Annotated in this window: 18 protein-coding genes; 6 read left to right on the plus strand and 12 right to left on the minus strand. The window is 63.0% G+C overall.

What is annotated here, in order from left to right; translation table 11 throughout:
• Positions 1-289: 289 nt before the first annotated feature.
• The 6 genes from RCJ92_RS03135 to RCJ92_RS03160 form a co-directional block, all read right to left on the minus strand.
• The gene (locus RCJ92_RS03135) at positions 290-1,891 is read right to left on the minus strand and encodes a sulfatase family protein (protein WP_343832358.1); all 1,602 of its coding nucleotides are present in this window, start codon (positions 1,889-1,891) and stop codon (positions 290-292) included.
• Positions 1,888-2,709 (minus strand): ABC transporter ATP-binding protein, encoded by an 822-nt coding sequence (locus tag RCJ92_RS03140; RefSeq protein ID WP_343832360.1) that lies wholly within the window; start codon positions 2,707-2,709, stop codon positions 1,888-1,890. The genes RCJ92_RS03135 and RCJ92_RS03140 overlap by 4 nt, the downstream gene beginning before the upstream one ends.
• The gene (locus RCJ92_RS03145) at positions 2,706-3,482 is read right to left on the minus strand and encodes an ABC transporter permease (protein ID WP_054820594.1); all 777 of its coding nucleotides are present in this window, start codon (positions 3,480-3,482) and stop codon (positions 2,706-2,708) included. The genes RCJ92_RS03140 and RCJ92_RS03145 overlap by 4 nt, the downstream gene beginning before the upstream one ends.
• Positions 3,479-4,129, minus strand: a complete 651-nt coding sequence (locus tag RCJ92_RS03150) for an ABC transporter permease (RefSeq protein WP_446753748.1) — start codon at positions 4,127-4,129, stop codon at positions 3,479-3,481. Before RCJ92_RS03150 ends, RCJ92_RS03145 begins: the two co-directional genes overlap by 4 nt.
• Before the next feature lie 187 nt (positions 4,130-4,316).
• Positions 4,317-5,318 carry an ABC transporter substrate-binding protein gene (locus RCJ92_RS03155; RefSeq protein WP_446753749.1) on the minus strand — a complete coding sequence of 334 codons (1,002 nt, stop codon included), beginning with the start codon at positions 5,316-5,318 and terminating at the stop codon, positions 4,317-4,319.
• 183 nt (positions 5,319-5,501) lie between these two features.
• Positions 5,502-7,187, minus strand: coding sequence for an amidohydrolase (locus RCJ92_RS03160; protein ID WP_446753750.1), 1,686 nt, complete (start codon positions 7,185-7,187; stop codon positions 5,502-5,504).
• A 212-nt stretch (positions 7,188-7,399) separates the two neighbouring features.
• Here RCJ92_RS03160 and RCJ92_RS03165 point away from each other — a divergent pair, with 212 nt between their 5' ends.
• From RCJ92_RS03165 to RCJ92_RS03180, 4 genes are all read left to right on the plus strand, one after another.
• Positions 7,400-8,047 carry a TetR/AcrR family transcriptional regulator gene (locus tag RCJ92_RS03165; protein WP_446753751.1) on the plus strand — a complete coding sequence of 216 codons (648 nt, stop codon included), beginning with the start codon at positions 7,400-7,402 and terminating at the stop codon, positions 8,045-8,047.
• Positions 8,044-9,003, plus strand: coding sequence for a formylglycine-generating enzyme family protein (locus RCJ92_RS03170; protein ID WP_446753752.1), 960 nt, complete (start codon positions 8,044-8,046; stop codon positions 9,001-9,003). The genes RCJ92_RS03165 and RCJ92_RS03170 overlap by 4 nt, the downstream gene beginning before the upstream one ends.
• Positions 9,004-9,042: 39 nt before the next feature.
• Positions 9,043-9,459, plus strand: coding sequence for a helix-turn-helix domain-containing protein (locus RCJ92_RS03175; protein ID WP_138175785.1), 417 nt, complete (start codon positions 9,043-9,045; stop codon positions 9,457-9,459).
• A 145-nt stretch (positions 9,460-9,604) separates the two neighbouring features.
• A complete protein-coding gene (locus RCJ92_RS03180; protein ID WP_446753753.1) occupies positions 9,605-10,852 on the plus strand; it encodes an aminotransferase-like domain-containing protein in 1,248 nt (415 codons plus the stop codon).
• A gap of 119 nt (positions 10,853-10,971) precedes the next feature.
• Here the strand turns inward: RCJ92_RS03180 and RCJ92_RS03185 are convergent, their stop codons facing one another.
• Genes RCJ92_RS03185 through RCJ92_RS03195 form a run of 3 tightly spaced genes read right to left on the minus strand, consistent with a single transcriptional unit; the run spans position 10,972 to position 14,494 of the window.
• Positions 10,972-11,757, minus strand: coding sequence for an IclR family transcriptional regulator domain-containing protein (locus tag RCJ92_RS03185; protein ID WP_342773560.1), 786 nt, complete (start codon positions 11,755-11,757; stop codon positions 10,972-10,974).
• A gap of 23 nt (positions 11,758-11,780) precedes the next feature.
• Positions 11,781-13,622, minus strand: coding sequence for a bifunctional sugar phosphate isomerase/epimerase/4-hydroxyphenylpyruvate dioxygenase family protein (locus RCJ92_RS03190; RefSeq protein WP_446753754.1), 1,842 nt, complete (start codon positions 13,620-13,622; stop codon positions 11,781-11,783).
• Positions 13,622-14,494 (minus strand): shikimate dehydrogenase, encoded by an 873-nt coding sequence (locus RCJ92_RS03195; RefSeq protein ID WP_346921603.1) that lies wholly within the window; start codon positions 14,492-14,494, stop codon positions 13,622-13,624. Before RCJ92_RS03195 ends, RCJ92_RS03190 begins: the two co-directional genes overlap by 1 nt.
• 272 nt (positions 14,495-14,766) lie before the next feature.
• On the opposite strand from RCJ92_RS03195, the gene RCJ92_RS03200 reads away from it, so the two are divergent.
• Positions 14,767-16,107: an MFS transporter gene (locus tag RCJ92_RS03200; RefSeq protein ID WP_446753755.1), complete on the plus strand. Its 1,341-nt coding sequence runs from the start codon at positions 14,767-14,769 to the stop codon at positions 16,105-16,107.
• An 18-nt stretch (positions 16,108-16,125) separates the two neighbouring features.
• Here the strand turns inward: RCJ92_RS03200 and RCJ92_RS03205 are convergent, their stop codons facing one another.
• Positions 16,126-16,911: a 3-hydroxybutyrate dehydrogenase gene (locus RCJ92_RS03205; protein WP_446753756.1), complete on the minus strand. Its 786-nt coding sequence runs from the start codon at positions 16,909-16,911 to the stop codon at positions 16,126-16,128.
• A 169-nt stretch (positions 16,912-17,080) separates the two neighbouring features.
• Between RCJ92_RS03205 and RCJ92_RS03210 the strand changes: the two genes are divergently transcribed.
• Entirely contained in the window at positions 17,081-17,800 is a 720-nt protein-coding gene (locus RCJ92_RS03210; RefSeq protein ID WP_346921606.1) for an NUDIX hydrolase, read from the plus strand.
• 42 nt (positions 17,801-17,842) lie between these two features.
• Here RCJ92_RS03210 and RCJ92_RS03215 read toward each other — a convergent pair whose 3' ends face one another.
• Together RCJ92_RS03215 and RCJ92_RS03220 are read right to left on the minus strand one after the other, a co-directional pair.
• On the minus strand, positions 17,843-18,289 hold the full coding sequence (locus tag RCJ92_RS03215; RefSeq protein WP_446753757.1) for a hypothetical protein: 447 nt from the start codon (positions 18,287-18,289) through the stop codon (positions 17,843-17,845).
• Between the two features lie 143 nt (positions 18,290-18,432).
• Positions 18,433-18,897 (minus strand): hypothetical protein, encoded by a 465-nt coding sequence (locus RCJ92_RS03220; protein WP_446753758.1) that lies wholly within the window; start codon positions 18,895-18,897, stop codon positions 18,433-18,435.
• Positions 18,898-19,006: the final 109 nt, after the last annotated feature.

A 19,006-nucleotide genomic window follows, 5' to 3' on the forward strand; every position in this document is an offset into this window, starting at 1 on the left:
CCACGAAACTTGTGGCATAGCGCAGGAACGCGCAAAACCAAGCATCCGGCCACGTTCAGGTAAAGCGAGCACGCATCAGGCTCGAACTTCACGTCACAAACGCACGAAACAACAACGCCGTTGCCAGGTAAGGCATCTCGTCACGTCATTGCGTGCCGCAATGATGGTTGGTCAGTACTTTCTTTAGACCTTGGTTTCCACCATACGGGAACCGTTCATCGCGTGACAACTCCCGCTCGTCGCATATGCGTCATAAATTCCCCAGCCGTCCTACCTCGTTCTCGCTCCATTAGGCGGCTGCTGTGGGACGCGACCGTGCTGTTGCCAGGTTGACCAATTGTTCGCTCAAGGCGGTCTGCAGGCGATGGGCCAGTTGAGTCCCCTCCACGGTGCCGGCGAGGTTCTGCAGTTCATCAGGGTCCGATCGATGGTCGTAGAGTTCGCTGATTGGCGTTCCCATGTACCGGGTCAGACGGCCCTCGCTCGTGATTACAGTTCGCATGCGCACCGGGGCGGGAAGTCCGTCGAGGGAGAACGGCTGGTCCTCCTCGATGAGCAGTGCTTCTGCTCCGGTTCCCAGCGCAAGGTTCCCGTGACCGTCGACCAGGCTGCGGCCCTGGATACCGCGAAATGCCGGCACGCCAGCCAAGTCGAGCATGGTCGGTGCGAAGTCAGCACTGGAAACCAGTTCGCTGCTCCGGCGTTGATCGTCTTGGCCGGGAACGCGGATGATTAGGGGAACACGCGTCACCGCCCGATAGTGGGAGAAGTGCTTGAGCATCAAGCCATGGTCCCCAAAGAGGTCCCCGTGGTCCGCGGTGAACACAACAATGGTGTCCTCCGCCTGACCGGTCTCCTGCAGTGTCTCCAGCACCTTGCCGATCTGCTCATCCATGAACTCAATCAGCCCATACTGTGCGGCCGCGGCGGCCCGATACTGGTCTTCGGTCACGGCGAAAGTCATGGTCGGATCGCTGTTCGGCGTTCCGCGTTGTTGATGCATGCGACGAATGTGTTCGGGGGACCGGGCATGATCCTGGTCGAACCCCACCGGGAGTGTCAAGTTCTTCGGGTCGTACCGGCGCGCGTACTCACGTGGCGGCGCGAATGGGTGGTGTGGGTCCGGGAACGAAACGAACATGAAGAACGGTTCGTCGTCGCGTGCGGCGGCCCGCACGCGTTCCACCGCCTTCTCGCCAATGTAGCTGGTGGGATGCACCTCGGCGGGAATCGCGGAGGTATAGACCTGTTCCCAGCTGGCCAGAACATCGGACCCCGCTGCCGGGCCCCCCAGTTCCCGTGGCTCGACTCCCTTTCCACGAGCCCAATGCAGCCAATGCCCGCCGGGGGCGTCTCCGTGACCGATGACCAGGTCTACGTCCTGGTAGCCGTAATAGTCATCGGGCATCGCGACGTATCCGGCTTCATGTCGTGCACGGTTCTCCCATTGGTCCCAACCGGGTTCACGCCGTGCGACGACGGCATCGGGCAGTTCGGGATCGAGAAGTCCCGGTGCGCTTTCCAGGATTTGCTGCCGTTGTTCCGGTTCGAAGTCCCATCCCATGTTTTGGTGATGGAGTTTTCCCACAGCGCTCGTGCGGTAGCCGCAGCGGGAAAGCTGGCGCACGAAGGTGGAGGCATCAGGATTCACTGGAATCCCGTTGTACTGTGTGCCATGCCCGCTAGGCCAGCGGCCCGTGAGCAGGCTGGCCCGGTTCGGCATGCAAGTGGGGTTCGCGACATGCGCGGAGTCGTAAACGGTTGAAGACGCCGCCAACCGGTCCAAGTTCGGTGTGCGCACCTCGGCGTTGCCGTAGGCTCCCAGGTGATCCGCCCGCAGCTGGTCCGCAATAAACACCAGAATGTTGGGGGACTTGCTCTTTGGGCTCATACCTGGGCCTCCCGGATCAGGGAGAGCACCTTGGTGCGCTGCTCAGAGAATTCGGGCAAGGCGCGGGTGGTGATCTGGTTACGGGACCGCGGAAGGTCCACATCCATGACTTCCAAGACGGTGGCGGGCTTATGCCCGATCGCGACAATTCGGTCGGAGAGGTAGACCGCTTCATCGATGTCGTGCGTTACCAGCAAGATCGTCATCCCCAATTCATCACGAATCTTGAGGCAGAGGTCCTCCAGCTCAAAACGGGTTTGTGCATCAACGGAGGCGAAGGGTTCGTCCATGATGAGGATCTCGGGGCGGTAGGCCAAGGCCCGGGCGATCGCCACACGCTGCTGCATGCCGCCCGAGAGCTGCCAGGGATAGCGTTTTGCGGCGTGGCTCAAACCGACTTCGGCGAGGGCCGCTTCCACTCGGGCGCTGACCTCCGTCGCGGGAAGGCGCAGGTGCCGAAGGGGTAAGCGCAAGTTTTTCTCGACCGTCAGCCACGGCATCAGCGAGCGCGAGTAGTCCTGGAACACCAACGCCATTTCCGCTGGCGGGCCACTGACCACCTTGCCGTCAATCTTCATGCTGCCGCCGCTGCAGGAATGCAGCCCGGCAAGGCACTTCAGCAACGTCGTTTTGCCAACCCCGGAAGGGCCAACGATGCACACCATTTCCCCGGCCTTGACGCTGAACGACAGGTTTTCGATGACCTCGACCGATTTTGGACCCGTGCCGTAGGTTTTGGCTAGTGCCTCGACTTGCAGTCGCGGCACCCGTGTCGTGGGCTCGGTGTGCTGAGTCGGGTTGTCAATCGTGGAGTTCACTGTACTTTCTCCAGTTTCTTGGATCCGATGTACCAGGACAGAGCCCGGTTCTTGAAGATGTCAAAGACCATATTGCTGGCGAAGCCGATGAAACCCAGCAAGAGAATCCCGGCCCACATGTCCGCAGCCATGAAGGTCTGTTGGGCCAACAGCGTCATGGCACCGATCCCCTGTGCAGTGCCCATCATCTCCGAGGCGATCATGACGATGAACGCCACCAACAAACTGACCTGCATGCCCGCTGCAATCTGCGGTCCGGCGGAGGGAAGATACACGGACATGAGCCGGTCGCGGCGGGACAGCTGGTACACGGTGCACACATCCTTCAAGGAAGAATCCACCGCTTTGATGCCATCCATGGTGGCGATCATGGTGGGAAAGACCGCGGCGATCACGATGGAAGCAATACGCATCTCGTCACCAAAACCGACCAAGGTGATTAGAATCGGCACCAGCGCCACCGGTGGAATTCCGCGCAACAGGTGCAGGCTGGGTTCGAACATGGCCCGCAACAACGGGACCGTAGCCAGGACGAACCCGATCAATACACCGAGCACTACCGCGATAAGGAACCCCAGAACGAGATTTTTCATACTCGGCAGAATGTCACTGACAAAGTGCTCGAATAACCATAGATCGGCGAAGCGGGAAAGAATTTGCCGCAGGGGTGGGAAGAAGGCATTGGTCGATGAGTTGGAAGCTCCGAACCAGGCAGCGATCAAAACAATCGGAGTCAGTACCGCCAACGTGAGGTTGAGAAGATGCCGTTTCACTTTGCTTCCTCCCTGAAGGCCGGATGCCAGTGCAGAACCTTGCGTTCAATCAAGACGGCCCCATTCTGGGCAAGCAACCCGAGCACACCCAGCACCAGCACCAGTGCGTACACCCGAGGAAAGTCCCCTGCCGCCTGGGCGCCATAAATGCTGCTGCCCAATCCTGGAGCACCGCCAAGGAGCCCGGCGACCACAACGATAATGAGCGCCGAGGGGGCGCCGATGCGAACGGAGGTGCCGATATAAGGGGACGCCGAGGGCAACGTGATGCGCCACAGGCGTTCGGCGGGCCCCATGCCGAAGGATCGTGCAGTGTTGGTTGCGACCGGGTCGGTGTCGTTGACGCCCGCGATGACCTGAATTGTGGTGGACAGGACCGTTCCGATGAGCACCAGTACCAACGCCATCTGGCTGGTCGGCCCCCAGATCATGACGCAAAGTGGCAAGACGACGATCGGCGGGATTGGTTTGAGAAATTCTACGACTGCCAGGGTCGCGTAGCGCACCGTGCTCAGGGAGCCGATAAGCAGCCCCAGGATGACTCCGGCGACTATCGAAAGTACAAGTCCGAGCAGGGCGAGCCAGATCGTGATGGCCGTTTCGCTCCAGAATTCGGAGCTGGCAAGCAGTTGGGTCAGTTCCCCCAACGTCGCGCTGACGGTGGGTAGTCCCGTACCGAAGATTCCCGCGGCGGCTGTTGCCTGCCATAGCCCGAGGAGCAGCAGTGCTCCCAGCGCGCCAAGTGCAGCTTTCGTTGCCGGAGTTTCCAGGGTATTTGCTGCCCTTGCGGTAGTCCGGCGCGCGGGGGTTGCCCTCCGGCCGCTCATCCGCGGGCTAGTTTGCACTGAAGATGACGGAGTCATCAAGATCCACTCCCTTCGGAAGGTAACCGAGCTGCACCAGCTGTTCATCCACGTGGGTCAGGTCATCAAGGGCAACTTCGGATGGCCAGTAGTTATCCGCCCCGGTGCTGATGGTTTGCTCATCAATCCCGGTGATCTTGGCGGCCTTCTTCTCCATTTCCTCCTGGTGTTCGTTGGCATAGGCGTTGGCCTTCACGATGGCACGTTGGAAACCGGCCATGGCTTCGGGGTTCTGCTCCACCTTTTCGCCGCCGGCAACCCATAGGCCCACGGCGCCGGGCCCGAAGAATTCCAGTCCTGGGCTCCCGAGCAGATCCATACCCTCGGCCCCGGCATTTGTAGAGAACGGGGCAACGAGGCCGGCGGCATCTACCCGTGATTGCTGCAACGACTGCAGCGAGCTGGCGGGGTCGAGCACCATCCAGTTGATCTTTGAAGGATCTCCACCGTCCTTGCTCACCATGTTGGCGATGGTGACTTCCAGCTGGGCCTTTCGAGCTGGCACTGCCACCTTCCTGCCTTCCAGATCCTTGGCTCGGCTGATCCCGCTGTTGGGGCGCACGAAGAGGCCCGTGTCATCGACCTTGGCCGGTGTCTCATCCTTCAGGGCTGCGGCGTCGTAACCGTCAGCGGGACCGACCACCTTGAGATCCACGGATTGGGACATTGCGTTGATCAGCGGGATGGAAGGGGTATATGCCAGGTCCAGCTGACCGGATTGGGCTGCGGCGATGCCCGCTGGCGGGTTTGCGACGACGGTGGTCTTCACTTCGAGGCCCTCGTCGGCAAAGTAGCCCTTCTCAATGGCGGTGTTGATCGCAGCGTCGGAGGCAATGCCGATGGTGCCGACGTTCACCGTAATGTTCCCGTCCGCGTTCGGCTCGGCTGCCGCCTGATCCTGAGAGGAACATGCGGTGAGGCTGGCCCCCAAGGCCAGTGAGGTAACAACAGCTGCAAGTGTTTTCGTTTTCATGGAGGTACCTATCGGGTGAGAAATCAGTGGTGTAAATGGTGCGCAGTTGGTCTCGCGCCCCTGATCGGGAAAATGGTTCGGACCCACAAGCGGCTCTGCGCCTGAACCGTGACGCTGGCAATCTTTTGCGAGGTCCCGGTGGCGTTGCTAGCAATTGCCTGATATGACCGGGGTTCCCGGCCTTCAGCCCCGTTCGTAGACGACGTTCCCGCCCACGATGGTGTAGCTGGTGGGGTTATTCAGCAGCTCTTCCACCCGGGCACTGAGCGGGTCGCGCAAAATGCACAGGTCGGCTAGATATCCCTCACGGATCCAGCCCTTGTCCTGCTCAGCGTGGTCTTGCCAGGCTGGAGTTTGGGTCATCATCGCCAAGGCTTGGGCCTGGGTGAGCCGTTCCGGCTCCCCGTCTCCCGGTCCCGCGCTGGTGTTGCGGGTAACTGCGGCAATAACGCTCTGGCGCCAGTCGGGGCTGGTCACCGGTGAGTCGGAAGCCAATGAAACACCGACTCCCCGTTCTGCCGCTGTGGCCAGGGGCTGCTGCGCTTCGAAGCGTTGCTGTCCGAGGAGCCTTTGCATCAGCGCTCCAGCTTCCGAGCGGATCGAGGGATTGGTGCTGTAACCGATACCGGCTCGGGCCATGCGTCGCAGAACGGAGTTGTCAGCGAATGCTCCATGTATGACGTAGTGCCGATTGTTTTTGGCCCCGCGCGGATCCGGTAGTGACTCGACGGCCTCGATAAACGCCTCGGTGGCCGCGTCTCCGGTGGCATGGACACCGGCCTGCAAACCTGCGGCGTCGATTTGTGCAAGAATCGCACGAAACTGGTCGACGCGATCTTCGTCGCTCGTTCCCTCAAGCACTAATGCGCCGTGCCCGTGGCCGCAGGGGAGCTGATACTCGTCATGGAACCAAGCCGTGCCTGAGCGTGGGATGCCGTCAGCGAAAACCTTGACCCCTGCGATACGGAGGCGCAAGGGGTCAACATCTTCGGCCAGGGCGGGTAGAGCGCTCTCAAGCCCCTCGCGCACCGACTGCGCCGACTCACCGCCGGTGCCAGCAAAGAGCAGCAGGCAATTCACCCGCAAGCTCAGCAGGCCATCCCGTGCGAGCTCCGTCAGGATCTGCAACGATGGCGTGTCACAGCTGGCAGCCATGAGAGTTCGACCTCCGGGTCCCAGTCCGGGATCCGTCAGTGAAGTGACGCCCAGCATATGCAGTTCGTCTTGGAACCGCAGGAACGCTTGGCGCAGTTGGTCTTCGGCAAACGGCGGCAGGGAATCGTTGACCAGGCGCATGGCCGCGTCTGCGAATCGGCCATTGACGCTGCCGTCGTGGTTTCGACCCACTACTCCCCCAGGCACGTCCGGAACTTTTTCTCCCAGCTCCAGGCGACGGAGCGCTTCACCGTTCACCATCACCTGGTGGCCGGAGGCATCGAAGGCAACTACCGGTGTATCAGGCCGAGCCGTGGCCAGGTTCTCGCTGCCATCGGTTCCCAGCACCGCTTCATCCCATCCGGCAGCGCGTACCCAGCCGCCGGGGTCGGGGGAAGCTGCCTCAATGCGGTCAACGACTTCTTGCCAGGACTGCGCATCCTTGAGCTGAAGGTGCGCGTATCGGGTCATCGCACTGGCGGCAAAATGCAGGTGACCGTCATTGATGCCGGGCAAGATTGCCCCACCCTGTGCATCGATGATCCTCGTCGATCCATCGGCCAGCTGCAGCAATTCGTCACCACCGATGGCGGTGATTCGGCCATCGCTCATCGCAACCGCGCTCGGCCTTCCGGCCACCTCCGTAGCGTTTACCCCAGAGTCAAGACCGACCTCAGGTACAACTCCTCCGTGCACGATCAACTGTGCCGCCATGCCGTCGCCTCCCTCGTCATCCTCGCCAACGGAATGTGATCCGCCTTACAACACCCAGTAGTATGTCAAACGACTTAGTCACTTGACCGGCTTTTGTTGGAAAATGTTAAAAATCAGTGCTTCATCGGCTGATGAACAGCGAGAAACAGTGCTTGGGTTAGGGTCATATCAGGCGTGGATTTTTCCTGGCCGGGCAATGAAAGGAATGAAGTATGGCGCGAGTTTCGGTCGAAGAGCGTAGCCGTCAGTTCATCGAAGCTGCTGCCCGCGTCATCGCAGCTGAGGGAATGGCAGCGGCAACGACCCGTCGAATAGCCGCTGAAGCAGGCGCCCCGCTCGCTGCCCTGCATTACTGTTTCCGGAACAAGGATGAACTACTCAACGAGGTCTACAACTATCTAAGCCGGGACTACGCGCGCGAGCTTGACCCGATGCCCGGTCCCACGAGTCTGGATGACGCGGTTGAACGACACATCCGGCGTATCTGGCGGCGCATGCTATCCGCCCCGCATGAGCAGGTCACGACCTTTGAACTGCTCCTGCGTTCAACCCGACTCGTGGATGAACAGGAAATTTCCGCGGCAAGGACGATCAATCGTTCCATGTATGGCGCATGGATCGCCTCCACCAGCGCGATCTTCCGCAGTGCCGCTGAAGCAATGGGCGAAGCTGCCCATATCGATTTTGATACCGTCTCGCGGATGGTGATCGCAGGGATCGACGGCATCAGTCTGCAGCATCTTTCGGACCCGGATGAGGAACGCACCGATCGGCTCATCGACGCGCTCTGCGATTCAGTCAAGCATTTGCTGCACCAGCAAATCGACACCCCGCGTACCGAGCCCGCCCCACGATCATGAGCTGTTGTCACCCGAGTCCCAGAGCAACTGGGTCACCGTCAGGACCCACAGCCGTTGGCTCATCGTCCGGTTCGGTGCTCGTAAACGGTCGATCACCTGGACTGCATGCGCTAGCTCAGGTTCATCTGCCCTCCGGCAGCTTCGAGATGGGCGACCATTTTGCTGAAGGTTATCCAGCTGACGGTGAGTTGCCACTACACCGGGTTCAGGTTTCTGGATTTTCCATGGACGCCACCCTGGTCACCAACGAGCAATTTGCTTGTTTTACTGAAGCCACCGGTTACCTAACGGAATCTGAGCGGCTCGGATACTCAGCAGTCTTTCGCGGATATCTCAGCGCACCGAGCTCCGATGTCATCGGATCCGCAACTGGGACATCGTGGTGGCTAGGGGTTCGCGGAGCGAACTGGCGCCATCCCACCGGCCGCGGCTCTTCCTGGCAGGACCTCGCGGATCATCCGGTCGTCCAGGTTTCATGGAATGACGCGATGGCCTACTGCCGCTGGGCTGGACGGGCGCTGCCCACCGAGGCCCAGTGGGAATACGCCGCGCGTGGGTTGGTCGAGGGACAGCGCTACGCGTGGGGCAACGAATTGATGCCGGGAGGTCAGCATCAATGCAACATCTGGCAGGGGAACTTCCCCCAGCACAATTCCGCCGAGGACGGCTACACAGGCACTTCTCCAGTCAAAAGCTATCCGCCCAACCCCGTAGGACTCTTCGACGTTGCCGGGAACGCATGGGAATGGTGTAGCGATTGGTTCCTCCCCAAGTACTATCGCAATAGCCCGCTCAAGGATCCGACCGGCCCCACGATTGGAGATGGGAGGGTTCTTCGCGGCGGCTCCCACCTCTGCCACGATTCCTACTGCAACCGCTACCGCGTGTCGGCGCGCAGTCATAATTCGCCCGACTCTGCCAGCAGCAATACCGGTTTTCGTACCGTCAACAAGTGAAGCAATGCGGCCCACCGGCAACTGGGGCAAGATGGAAGTATGGCTTCCCCCACCGCTGCATTAAGTAAGGTACGCACCTTCGACGCGCTAGAAGATAAACAGGCCAAGAAGCTGGCCCGCGCCCTGGCTGAGGCACAAGACACGACGGTCTTCGTCAACGGAACGGCCCTGCAGCTGCCAGCCGCCGCACAACAGGTCCTATTGGAGGCGCTGCGCCGGCTTTCGGAAGGAGAAGCGGTCAGCATCGGTACCCCCGAGCTGCTGCTCAATACCTCGCAGGCCGCGCAGATGGCCGGCATCTCCAACAGCTATCTTCGCAAGCTGACCGATTCGGGCATCATTCCCGTTGAGTATCGGGGGACGCACCGCCGGATCCGCCCGGCCAGCATTGAGGCCTGGCTGGCCAGCCGCGAACAACCCCCGACCGGTCAGCAGGATGACAAAAGCCAGAATTGACGCCAACTAGTGCCAAGCGTGCGTTTTCCTGTCAGAATACTTAAGTAGTTCATCGGAAAACTTCGGCAGTGTCGCCGCCCACCGGGTTCCTCGCGCGGGCTTCCCGGACGCCACCGCCGACACGCCACGCTAGTTGAGGAGCACCATGTCGGTCTCACCCGCCAACGAGTCCATCATCGCCCAGCACGAAACCCTGTTCTCCGAACGCGCCGCCGGCATCAAACAGTCGGCCGTCCGCGACGTTTTCGAGCTGTCATTGGACCCCTCACTCGTTTCCCTTGCCGGAGGCAACCCCTACCTGCAGTCCCTACCCCTGGCGAAGCTGGGCGAGATCGCCCGGCGCATCATCGTTGAGCAGGGGCCGGTGGCCCTGCAATACGGTTCGGGCCTGGGCACCGAGGAGCTACGCGGCCAGATTTTGGAGGTCATGGCGGCCGAAGGCATCCACAACGTCGACTTCGATGACGTGGTGGTGACCAACGGTTCCCAGTCGGCCCAGGACATGGCCTGCAAGGTCTTCTGCGATCCCGGCGACACCGTGCTTTGCGAGGACCCGACCTATGTCGGGGCCCTGAACACCTTTGAGGCCTACCAGGTCAAGGCAGCCCCGGTGCTGACCGACGAGGACGGAATTGTCCCCGAAGCCCTGGAACGTCGCATCGAGGAACTACGCGCTGCCGGGGAACGGGTGAAGTTCCTGTACACCATCCCGAACTTCAACAATCCCTCGGGGATCACCCTGGCCGCCGAACGGCGCCAACGCGTCGTTGACATCTGCCGCGCCGCCGGAGTGCTGGTGCTGGAGGACAACCCGTACGGCATGCTGCGTTACGAGGGCGAGCCCGCCCCCACGCTGCGCAGCCTGGATCCGCAGAACGTCATCTACATGGGCTCGTTTTCCAAGATCCTCTCCCCCGGCCTGCGCATTGGCTGGGCCGCGGTTCCCACGCACCTGTTCCGGCGCTTCTACCTGGCCGGGGAGGCGGTGGCGCTGTGCCCACCAACGCTGAATCAGATGATCATCAGCGACTACCTGAAGGAACACGACTGGCGGGGCCAGATCGATGACTACCGCCAGCTGTATGCGGCACGCCGTGATGCCATGCTCAGCGCACTGGAGCAGTACCTGCCCGAGGGTATCAGCTACACCCGCCCGGAAGGCGGGTTCTTCATCTGGCTGACCCTGCCGCAGGGCATCGACACCTATGAACTGCTGCAGGAGGGCGTGAAGTCCGGGGTTATCTTCATCCCCGGCGCCGCCTTCAGCCCGGGAGAGGAGTCCAGCAACAAACTGCGCCTGGCATTTTGCGCGGTGGACGAGCCGACCATCACCGAGGGCGTGAAGCGCCTTTCGGCCCTGCTTGAACAGGAGATTGCGGCGCTTTCCGCCTAGCCGCCCAGCCGTGGACGAGCAGGGCGCATTGCCGTTGCACCGCTCGTCCACGGCCCGCTGTCCGGCCCGGCCGCCGCTCTGCGGTCTGCGCGCCTCCTGGCCAAGGAGGGTTGGCGCAGCTAGTTCGCGGCGATCCGCCCGCCGAAGTCATCAGCAATGTCCCGGGCGGTCTGCAGCATCAGGGGAATCATCTGCTCGGTAATGGAATCCGAGCCAACCCGCCCGGGCTGCACGGATACGTTCAGGGCCCCGAGCAGCTGCTGGCCGCGATACACCGGAACCGCCAGGCCGCGCAACCCCTCGTCCAGCTCCTGGGCGACCATCGACCACCCCTGGTCCGCCACCAGTTCCAGCTCCTCGCGCAGCTCATCGATGCTCGCCACGGTTTTGGAGGTGTAATGGGTCAGCTCGATCCGCGACAGGAACCGTTCCCGCTCATCGTGCGGCAGCCCCGCCATCAGTACCCGGCCCATGGAGGTGACCCAGGCGGGCATCCGGTTGCCGATGGCGGTGTTCAGCGAGTGCAGGCGCGGGGAAAGCACCCGCTCGACGTACAGGATGTCCTGCCCGTCCAGCACGCACAGCGAGGTGGTTTCCTCCAGCTCGCGGGCCAGGCGCTGCAGGTGCGGGGCCGCGACCTGCGGCAGCGTCAGCCCGGAGAGATAGGAGGCCCCGATGTCCAGCACCCTGGGGGTTTGGCGGAACGCGTTGCCCACGCTTTCCAGGTAGCCCAAATCCACAAGGGTCAGCAGGAAACGCCGGGCGGTGGCCCGGGTGACGTCGGTGGCCGCGGCCACCTGGGACACCGTCAGGGGGTCGCTTTGCGCGGAGAAGGCCAGCAGCACCGCCAGGGTCTTCTCGGCCGACTTCACGTAGTAGTCCGGTTGTTCGGCCACGCGCAGCATCCCCGCTTCCACTTTGTCGTTGGTTATCGACCGGTGAGGCGGTTCCTTTCGAACTGCGCCGCCAGCCGTATCGGGGCGTTCGGCGCCCCGTACCCATCGTAGCCGTCACGGCGTTCCACGACTTCGAAGAACAGATTTCCCACGGTGGCGGTGTAGAAGTGCAGGAACACGCCGTGCTCGTCCCGGTCGAAGAGCAGATTCAGTTCGCGCAGCGTCTGCAGCTGCTCTTCGGACAGCTCGAAGCGGGAAGCCAGGTCCTCATAGTAGTTTTCCGGCACGGGCAGGAACTCCATGCCGGCCTGCACCGCCCGGCGCGCCAGCGCGATGATGTCGGTGGTGGCCACCGCGATGTGCTCCGGGTATTCGTGGTTGCGCTCGATGGTCGCCTCCAGGCCCTGGGGCACGATGTTCAGGGCCAGGCGCACCTCGGCGTCGGGGGTGCGCAGCACCTGGGAACGCACCAGCCCCATGGGGCTGGGGACCTCGGTTCCGGCGATGGCCTGCAGGTTCAACGTGCTGGTGTAGAACAGCACGGATTCATCGAATGCCTGCCAGGGCTGGGCGAGGTTCACGTGGTCAATTCCGGTGATCGGCCCGGCCGGGGTGGCCGGGGTGCCAACCCCGAATTCCGCCTCCCAGGCGGCGGTGGCCTGGGGGCTGGAGAAGAAGACCTCGGTGTCATCCGGGGCGAGGAACCCGGTCAGCTCCTGTTCGTCACTGGTGTGGTGCCGCGGGACCACCGGGGCCAGCAGTGCTCGGGCGCGCTCGGTGCTCGGTCGTGCGTCGGGCACCTGGATCCCGAAGCCCGAGACCTGGGCGGTGACCCCGCGGCTGCGCTGGGTGTTGATGATGATGCGAGCGTTGCCGGCCTTCCACAGCTGGACCGGCTTGCGCCGGTGCTGGCCGTGGAAGCTGAAGCCCAGTTGGGCCAGCATCCCGGCGACCAGTTCGGGGTCCTCGGTGCGGATCTCGGCGTAGTCGAACCCTTCCGGCGCCTGCGCCTCGGGCAGGGCGCGCAGCTGCAACGGATAGCCGTTGGCTTCGCTGCCCATCAGTTCCATGGTGCGGTCCTGCAGCCAGATCAGTGAGCGCAGCCCGTCCACGGCGGTGCGCACGACATTGGATTGGCGGAAGACGTCATTGAAGATTTCCAACGACACGATCCCGTCATAGCCCGAGCGCACCAGCTGGGCCATGAACTGATCCAGCTGGAAGCCGCCTTCGCCCGGGAACACCCGGTAGTGGCGGGACCAGGAGAGCACATCCAGTTTCATGGCCGGGGCATCGGCCAGCTGGACAAAGAAGATCTTCTCCCCCGGGATCCGGGCAATGTCCGCCGGGTCATCCCCGCGGGAGAGGATGTGGAAGGAGTCCAGGCAGATCCCCACGTTTGGCCGGTCCACCAGCTGGGCGATGCGCCAGGAGTGCTGGTAGGTGTTCACGTACTTGCCCCAGGCCAGCGCCTCGTAGGCAATGCGCACCTGGTAGCGCTCTGCCAGGTCGGCCAACTGGCGGATCTGGTCGGCAAACAATTCGTCATCGTTGATGGTGGCGGTGGCGACATTGGAGCACAGCAGGATCAGATCCATGCCCAGGCGCTGCATCAGCTTGAACTTTTCCTCGGCCCGGCGCAGGTTGGCCGCCAGCGTGGCCGGGTCCACCCCTTCAAAGTCGCGGAACGGCTGGAACAAGTCCAGGCTCAGTCCCAGGCGCTGGGCCAGGGCGCGGACCTCCTCCGGGGACTTGGGGCTGACGGTCAGGTCCTGTTCAAAGATCTCGATGCCGTCGAAACCGGCCTTGGCGCAGGCGAGCATCTTTTCCTCCAGGGTGCCGGAGAGGCAGACGGTGGCGATGGAGGTGCGCATCAGAGTCCGGCCTCCAGCATCTGCAGCAGGTGTTCACGCATCCGGACGGCATCGGGGCGGATTCCGGTGATGATCTCGAACGCGTCCACGGCCTGACCCACCGCCATGTTGCCGCCATCGAGCACCCGGCAGCCGCGGTCCCGCGCGGTGGTGATCAGTTCGGTGTCCACCGGACGGTAGACGCAGTCCGCCACCCAGTGGCGGGGTTCGAGGTTTGTCAGTTCCAGCGGCAGGCCCGGATGATGGTGCATGCCAATCGGGCTGGCGTTCAGCAGCCCGTCCACCTGCGCCAGCAGCTGCGGAGCCTGCTGGGGCGTGGCGGTGCTGATCTGCCGGTTAGGGAAATTCTGGCTCAACGCGGCCGCACGTTGCCCGGCGCGTTGCTCATCCGGGTCAACGAGGATCAGGTGGCGCACCCCGGAATCCAGCAGAGCGTAGGCAACGGCCGCCCCGGCGCCACCGGCCCCCAGCTGCAGCACGGTCTCCAGCGGCACCTGCGGCAGCCCGGTGGCCAGTGCCCAGCCGAACCCGGAGGCGTCGGTGTTGTGCCCGTGGAACTTCCCGTCCCGGATCACCACGGTGTTCACGGCCCCGATGCTGGCGGCGTTCGGGCTGATCTCATCCAGGTGTTCCATCACCAGCTGCTTGCAGGGGTGGGTGATGTTGAAGGCGTTGTAGCCCAGCTCCGCGGCGGCGCGCAGCAGCTGCCCCACGTCCTGGGCGGGGCGATGGATTTCGGTCAGGTCAATGGGCCGGTAAAGATAGCGCAGCCGGTGCTGATCGGCTTCGCGTTCATGCAGCGGCGGGGTCAGCGAGGGCATGACGCCGTCGCCGATCAGACCGACCAGATAGGACTGTGCTGTGGTGCTCACCGGGTGCTCCCCATTCTCGTTCTTCAACCCTTCACCCGACCCGCCGGATGGGGCGGGTCAGTTGCTGCTGGCCCTGCCTCCATCTTCAGACAGCGTCCGATGGCGTGGCAATCGCTGGCGCCGGACCGCGATGCGGACGTTGCGGCGAAGGGGATTGTCTCGATTGTGATTTAGCTCTACTCTATATCCATGTACGTTTTACGCACAAGTGTACGCATAGCGCACAAGCGTAGAATTTCAGTAGGACCAGGACCTGATTCGAGGAGATCTTGATGTCACACATCCACCAGGGGGCGGACGCCAGCAATCCGCCGGTCCCCCAGCGCACGCCGGTCAAGGCGGCATTGGCCAGCTTCATGGGAAGCGCCGTCGAATACTATGACTTCTTCATCTTCGGATCCGCCGCGGCCCTAATCTTCCCGCACATCTTCTTCCCCGACGCGGACACCAATGCCGCGGTGATGTCCCTGGCGACCTTCGGCTTCGCCTACATCGCCCGACCCATTGGTGCGGTGATCCTCGGACACTTCGGGGACCGGATTGGCCGGCAAAAGGTCTTGATGTTCACCCTGGTGATGATGGGCGCGGCCACCTTCGCCATCGGCTGCCTGCCGACCTTCGACCAGGTGGGTTGGCTGGCGCCGATCCTGCTGGTGCTGGCCCGGCTGCTGCAGGGGCTTTCCGCCGCGGGCGAGCAGGCCGGGGCCTCCTCACTGAGCCTGGAACACGCCCCGGATCACCGCCGCAGCTTCTTTACCTCCTGGACGCTGACCGGCACCCAGGGCGGGCAGATCCTGGCTGCCCTGGTGTTCATTCCCGTGGTGGCCCTGCCCGATGAGATCAAGTTCGGCATCGGCTGGCGCATCCCGTTCTGGCTTTCGGCCGTGGTGGTCATCGTGACCTACTTCATCCGCCGCTCCCTGCACGAGACCCCGGAGTTCGAGGCTGCGAAGAAGAACAATGAAATCGCCAAGCTGCCGCTGGGCGTACTGCTGCGCTTCCACTGGCGGGACGTGCTGCGGGTGATCCTGTGCGCGTTCATCGCCGCCGTCTCCACCGTCTACGGCACCCTGGCGATCTCCTACGGCAAGACCATCGGCCACCTGGATGAGTCGATCACCCTGTGGCTGGTGGTCGTGGGCAACATCGGTGCGCTGTTCACCCAGCCGCTCTTTGGCATGCTGGCCGACAAGATCGGACGCAAGCCGGTGTACATCTACGGCGCGCTGGGTTCGGCCGCCTTCATGCCCTTCTACATCCGTTCCATGGAAAGCGGCAACACGCTGCTGCAGTTCGCGTTGTCCCTGCTGGTCTTCTCCTGCGCCTACGCGGCCGCCAATGCGGTATGGCCCAGCTTCTATGCGGAGATGTTCTCCTCCCAGGTGCGCTTCTCCGGCCTGGCGATCGGCACCCAGCTCGGATTCCTGATGGCCGGCTTCGCCCCCTCGATCGTTGCGGCGATGGGTGGACTGGAGCCCGGGGGCTGGGTGCAGATCAGCCTGTTCACCGCCGCGGTCGCCCTGGTGGCCAGCATCTCGGCGCTGACCGCCCGGGAAACCTTCCGGGTGCCCACCCACCAGCTGGGACACCGGGTGCAGAAGGTCGCCGGCTAGGGTGGTTGGGCCGCGGCGCTAGTGCGCGGTCCAGCCCCCGTCCATGGTGTAGCTGGCCCCGGTGACCATGGCCGCCGGCCCGGCGGCCAGCCATGCGGCCAGCTCGGCCACCTCCTCGGGCTCCACCAGGCGCTTGATCGGACTTTCGGTGAGCATCACCTTGGCGACGACTTCGGATTCGGGGATGGAGTGCGCCGCGGCCTGGTCGGCGACCTGGCGCTCCACCAGGGCGGTGCGCACATAGCCGGGGTTGATGCAGTTGCTGGTGACCCCGTGCTGCGCACCTTCCAGGGCGGTGACCTTCGATAGCCCCTCCAGCCCGTGCTTGGCGGCCACGTAGGCGGACTTGTAGGCGCTGCCAATCAGCCCGTGGGCCGAGGAAATGTTGATGATGCGCCCGAAACCTCGCTCATACATGCCCGGCAGCACCGCTCGGATCAGCAGGAACGGGGCCTCGAGCATCAACCGGTGGATCAGCCGCCAGTCCTGCGGATCGAATTCATGGATCGGCGCGACCCGCTGCACCCCGGCATTGTTGACCAGGATGTCCGCCGATAACTCCAGGGTCTCCAGCGCCCGGGTGTCGGACAGATCCACCACCCATGATTCCCCGCCCACCTCGGCCGCGGCCGCGCTGGCCGCGGCCTCGTCCCGGTCGGCCACGATCACCTGCGCTCCGCGCCGGGCCAGGGCCCGCACGCAGGCCAGGCCGATGCCGCCGCCCCCACCGGTGACAATGGCCCGACGCCCGGCGAGCCCTTCATTGCCCGGTACCTGCCCACGGGCGGTTTCATTGGTTGTCATGGCATTTTCCTTCCGGGGTACGGCGTCCTCTTGATTCCCATCGTGCCAAGCCTCGCGGCGGGAACAACACCCCGGCGCCGTGTATTTTTGCAAAGCCGCGGTGCGCGGCTTCTCCCGGTGCCCCACGCCAAGGCGGCACTCACCGTCCAGATCGGCCATACTGGGAGCCATGGAGCAGAACTGGCCAGAACCGCAGCGCACCGCGGCACAGCGGGCGGCGCACGAGACGGCAACGGTGCAACGGGCCGCCAGCGTGCTGCTGCTGCGGGAATCGGTCCACGGGCTGGAGGTCTTTATCCAGCACCGGACCCGGACCATGGATTTTGCCCCCGGGGTGGTCGTGTACCCCGGCGGGCGTGTCGACGAGCAAGACGCGGCGGCGGTAGACACGATTCCCGAACCGGTGGCAGCCGGACACGCCCAGCTGTGGCGGAACACCTCGCTGTGGGCCTTGGGCGAACAGCAATCGCACTTCGCCTCCGCCGTAGTGGCGGCCGCGGCCATCAGGGAGGTCTGGGAGGAAACCGGCGCCCGCCTGCAGCCCCGCCAGCTGGTGCCGTGGGCGAACTGGATTACCCCGCTCGGCCACCCAAAGCGTTTTGACACCTTCTTCTATGTGGCCGGACTCGACGCTGGCCAGCAGCCGCGGCACCAGACCACCGAAGCCCTGGATTCGCATTGGATCACGCCTCGCCAGCTGCTGAAGGACACCGACTCCGGCAGGTTGCGGCTAATGGCTCCCACGCGGGCCACCCTGCTGGCGGTCATGAATGGCGGTACCCTGCCCGAGGTGCTTGACCGGCGCGAACCGGTCAGCCCCGTGCCGCCTGCGCACCTGCCCACGGAAGGTGCGGCGCTCAACGCAGCAGACCAGGGCCGCGGGCGATGACCGGGCGGGCGCGGGCCAGCATCAAGGCTTGAGCCGGTCCTGCTAGCGCATCGTGGCAAAGCGGTACCCCCGCTGGGACACGACCTCGCGAAAGACTTCGTGGGAAGGTATCTTGTGCGCCACGACCGAGTACTTCCACTGCGGCACCCGGAAGGTCATGACGCCATCAGCCTGGGTAAGCCTCCCGAAAAATTCACCCATCCCCATCTCCTGGGGCATCGCACCAACGGTCCGAAGATCCGGCTGCTGAGTGCTCAGGTGCAGCATCATCAGTTCATCCGTGTGCCGATCAATCATGGCAATAAACACTGCCCGGCCATGGATGGAGGCCAGGCCCATGGCATCAGCCAATGATTCTGAGGCCTGAGTCATCACAATGGGAACTCCGGGCTTCCACCCGAAGAGCCCCAAATACTCTTTGCCCTTGTTTGTTGCCAATACCTGCGCTACCCGCTGCGCAGTCTGTGTCCTGATGATACGACCAGGCATGTCTTGGTTCCCTATCTCTAAGAACGACTAATTTCAGAAATCAACAAACACTGCACTGCGGTCTGGACGGCAGCGTTGCGGAGCGCCTGTGGTCACTTTTTGACTCGCGTCCGCCGGGCAAATCACCGTTTGAAGCAGTGCGCTTAGCTGAGGATCTTCTTCTGTGCCTGCGTTGCTTCACTGCGCAGGGTCGGGGAGGCAATAATTGGCTGTTCTCCGGTCGAGAAGGGATCAATTAGCCAGCCCGCTTCGGCAGTGCCCACCTGGGCCGCCTGCCCTGCCACCACGGCGGGGGCGGGATGCTGACCCTGAACGGCGAATTGCAGGTTCCGCACCTCAAATTGAATGCCGATGACTTGTTCCAGCTGCGGCAGAAGTTCGTCATTGACGAACTGCATCAAATCCGCAACGTATCGCTCGTGCGTCGCGGTGCACGCAAAATTGATGACCAATTGATCCGGGTCACCGGTGATTGAGCACTGGCAGGAATGTACGTCTGCCCGTCCCCCACACTGGTAGCGGGCATAGCGGGCCACTTCGGACAACTTGCGTGACCAGGCCTTCCCGGCCGGAGGGTGATCCAGGTGCTCAAGATGATTAGTTGTCATGTCTCACTCCTCGTGTATCGGGATGTTCCATAGTAAAATAACACTTAGCCTGGCTAACTGTTAGAAAGGCTATATGTAAGATTGTGATGTATCAAGCTGGAGATTGAAA

The sequence above is a fragment of the Glutamicibacter sp. BSL13 genome, from assembly GCF_052928425.1.

Coding starts and splice junctions, on each gene's coding strand:
- RCJ92_RS03200 (WP_446753755.1), top strand. CDS start 14,767: ATGTCACACATCCACCAGGGGGCGGACGCCAGCAATCCGCCGGTCCCC.
- RCJ92_RS03165 (WP_446753751.1), top strand. CDS start 7,400: ATGGCGCGAGTTTCGGTCGAAGAGCGTAGCCGTCAGTTCATCGAAGCT.
- RCJ92_RS03160 (WP_446753750.1), bottom strand. CDS start 7,187: ATGGCGGCACAGTTGATCGTGCACGGAGGAGTTGTACCTGAGGTCGGT.
- RCJ92_RS03190 (WP_446753754.1), bottom strand. CDS start 13,622: ATGCGCACCTCCATCGCCACCGTCTGCCTCTCCGGCACCCTGGAGGAA.
- RCJ92_RS03180 (WP_446753753.1), top strand. CDS start 9,605: ATGTCGGTCTCACCCGCCAACGAGTCCATCATCGCCCAGCACGAAACC.
- RCJ92_RS03210 (WP_346921606.1), top strand. CDS start 17,081: ATGGAGCAGAACTGGCCAGAACCGCAGCGCACCGCGGCACAGCGGGCG.
- RCJ92_RS03155 (WP_446753749.1), bottom strand. CDS start 5,318: ATGAAAACGAAAACACTTGCAGCTGTTGTTACCTCACTGGCCTTGGGG.
- RCJ92_RS03215 (WP_446753757.1), bottom strand. CDS start 18,289: ATGCCTGGTCGTATCATCAGGACACAGACTGCGCAGCGGGTAGCGCAG.
- RCJ92_RS03175 (WP_138175785.1), top strand. CDS start 9,043: ATGGCTTCCCCCACCGCTGCATTAAGTAAGGTACGCACCTTCGACGCG.
- RCJ92_RS03135 (WP_343832358.1), bottom strand. CDS start 1,891: ATGAGCCCAAAGAGCAAGTCCCCCAACATTCTGGTGTTTATTGCGGAC.
- RCJ92_RS03205 (WP_446753756.1), bottom strand. CDS start 16,911: ATGACAACCAATGAAACCGCCCGTGGGCAGGTACCGGGCAATGAAGGG.
- RCJ92_RS03220 (WP_446753758.1), bottom strand. CDS start 18,897: ATGACAACTAATCATCTTGAGCACCTGGATCACCCTCCGGCCGGGAAG.
- RCJ92_RS03185 (WP_342773560.1), bottom strand. CDS start 11,757: ATGCTGCGCGTGGCCGAACAACCGGACTACTACGTGAAGTCGGCCGAG.
- RCJ92_RS03170 (WP_446753752.1), top strand. CDS start 8,044: ATGAGCTGTTGTCACCCGAGTCCCAGAGCAACTGGGTCACCGTCAGGA.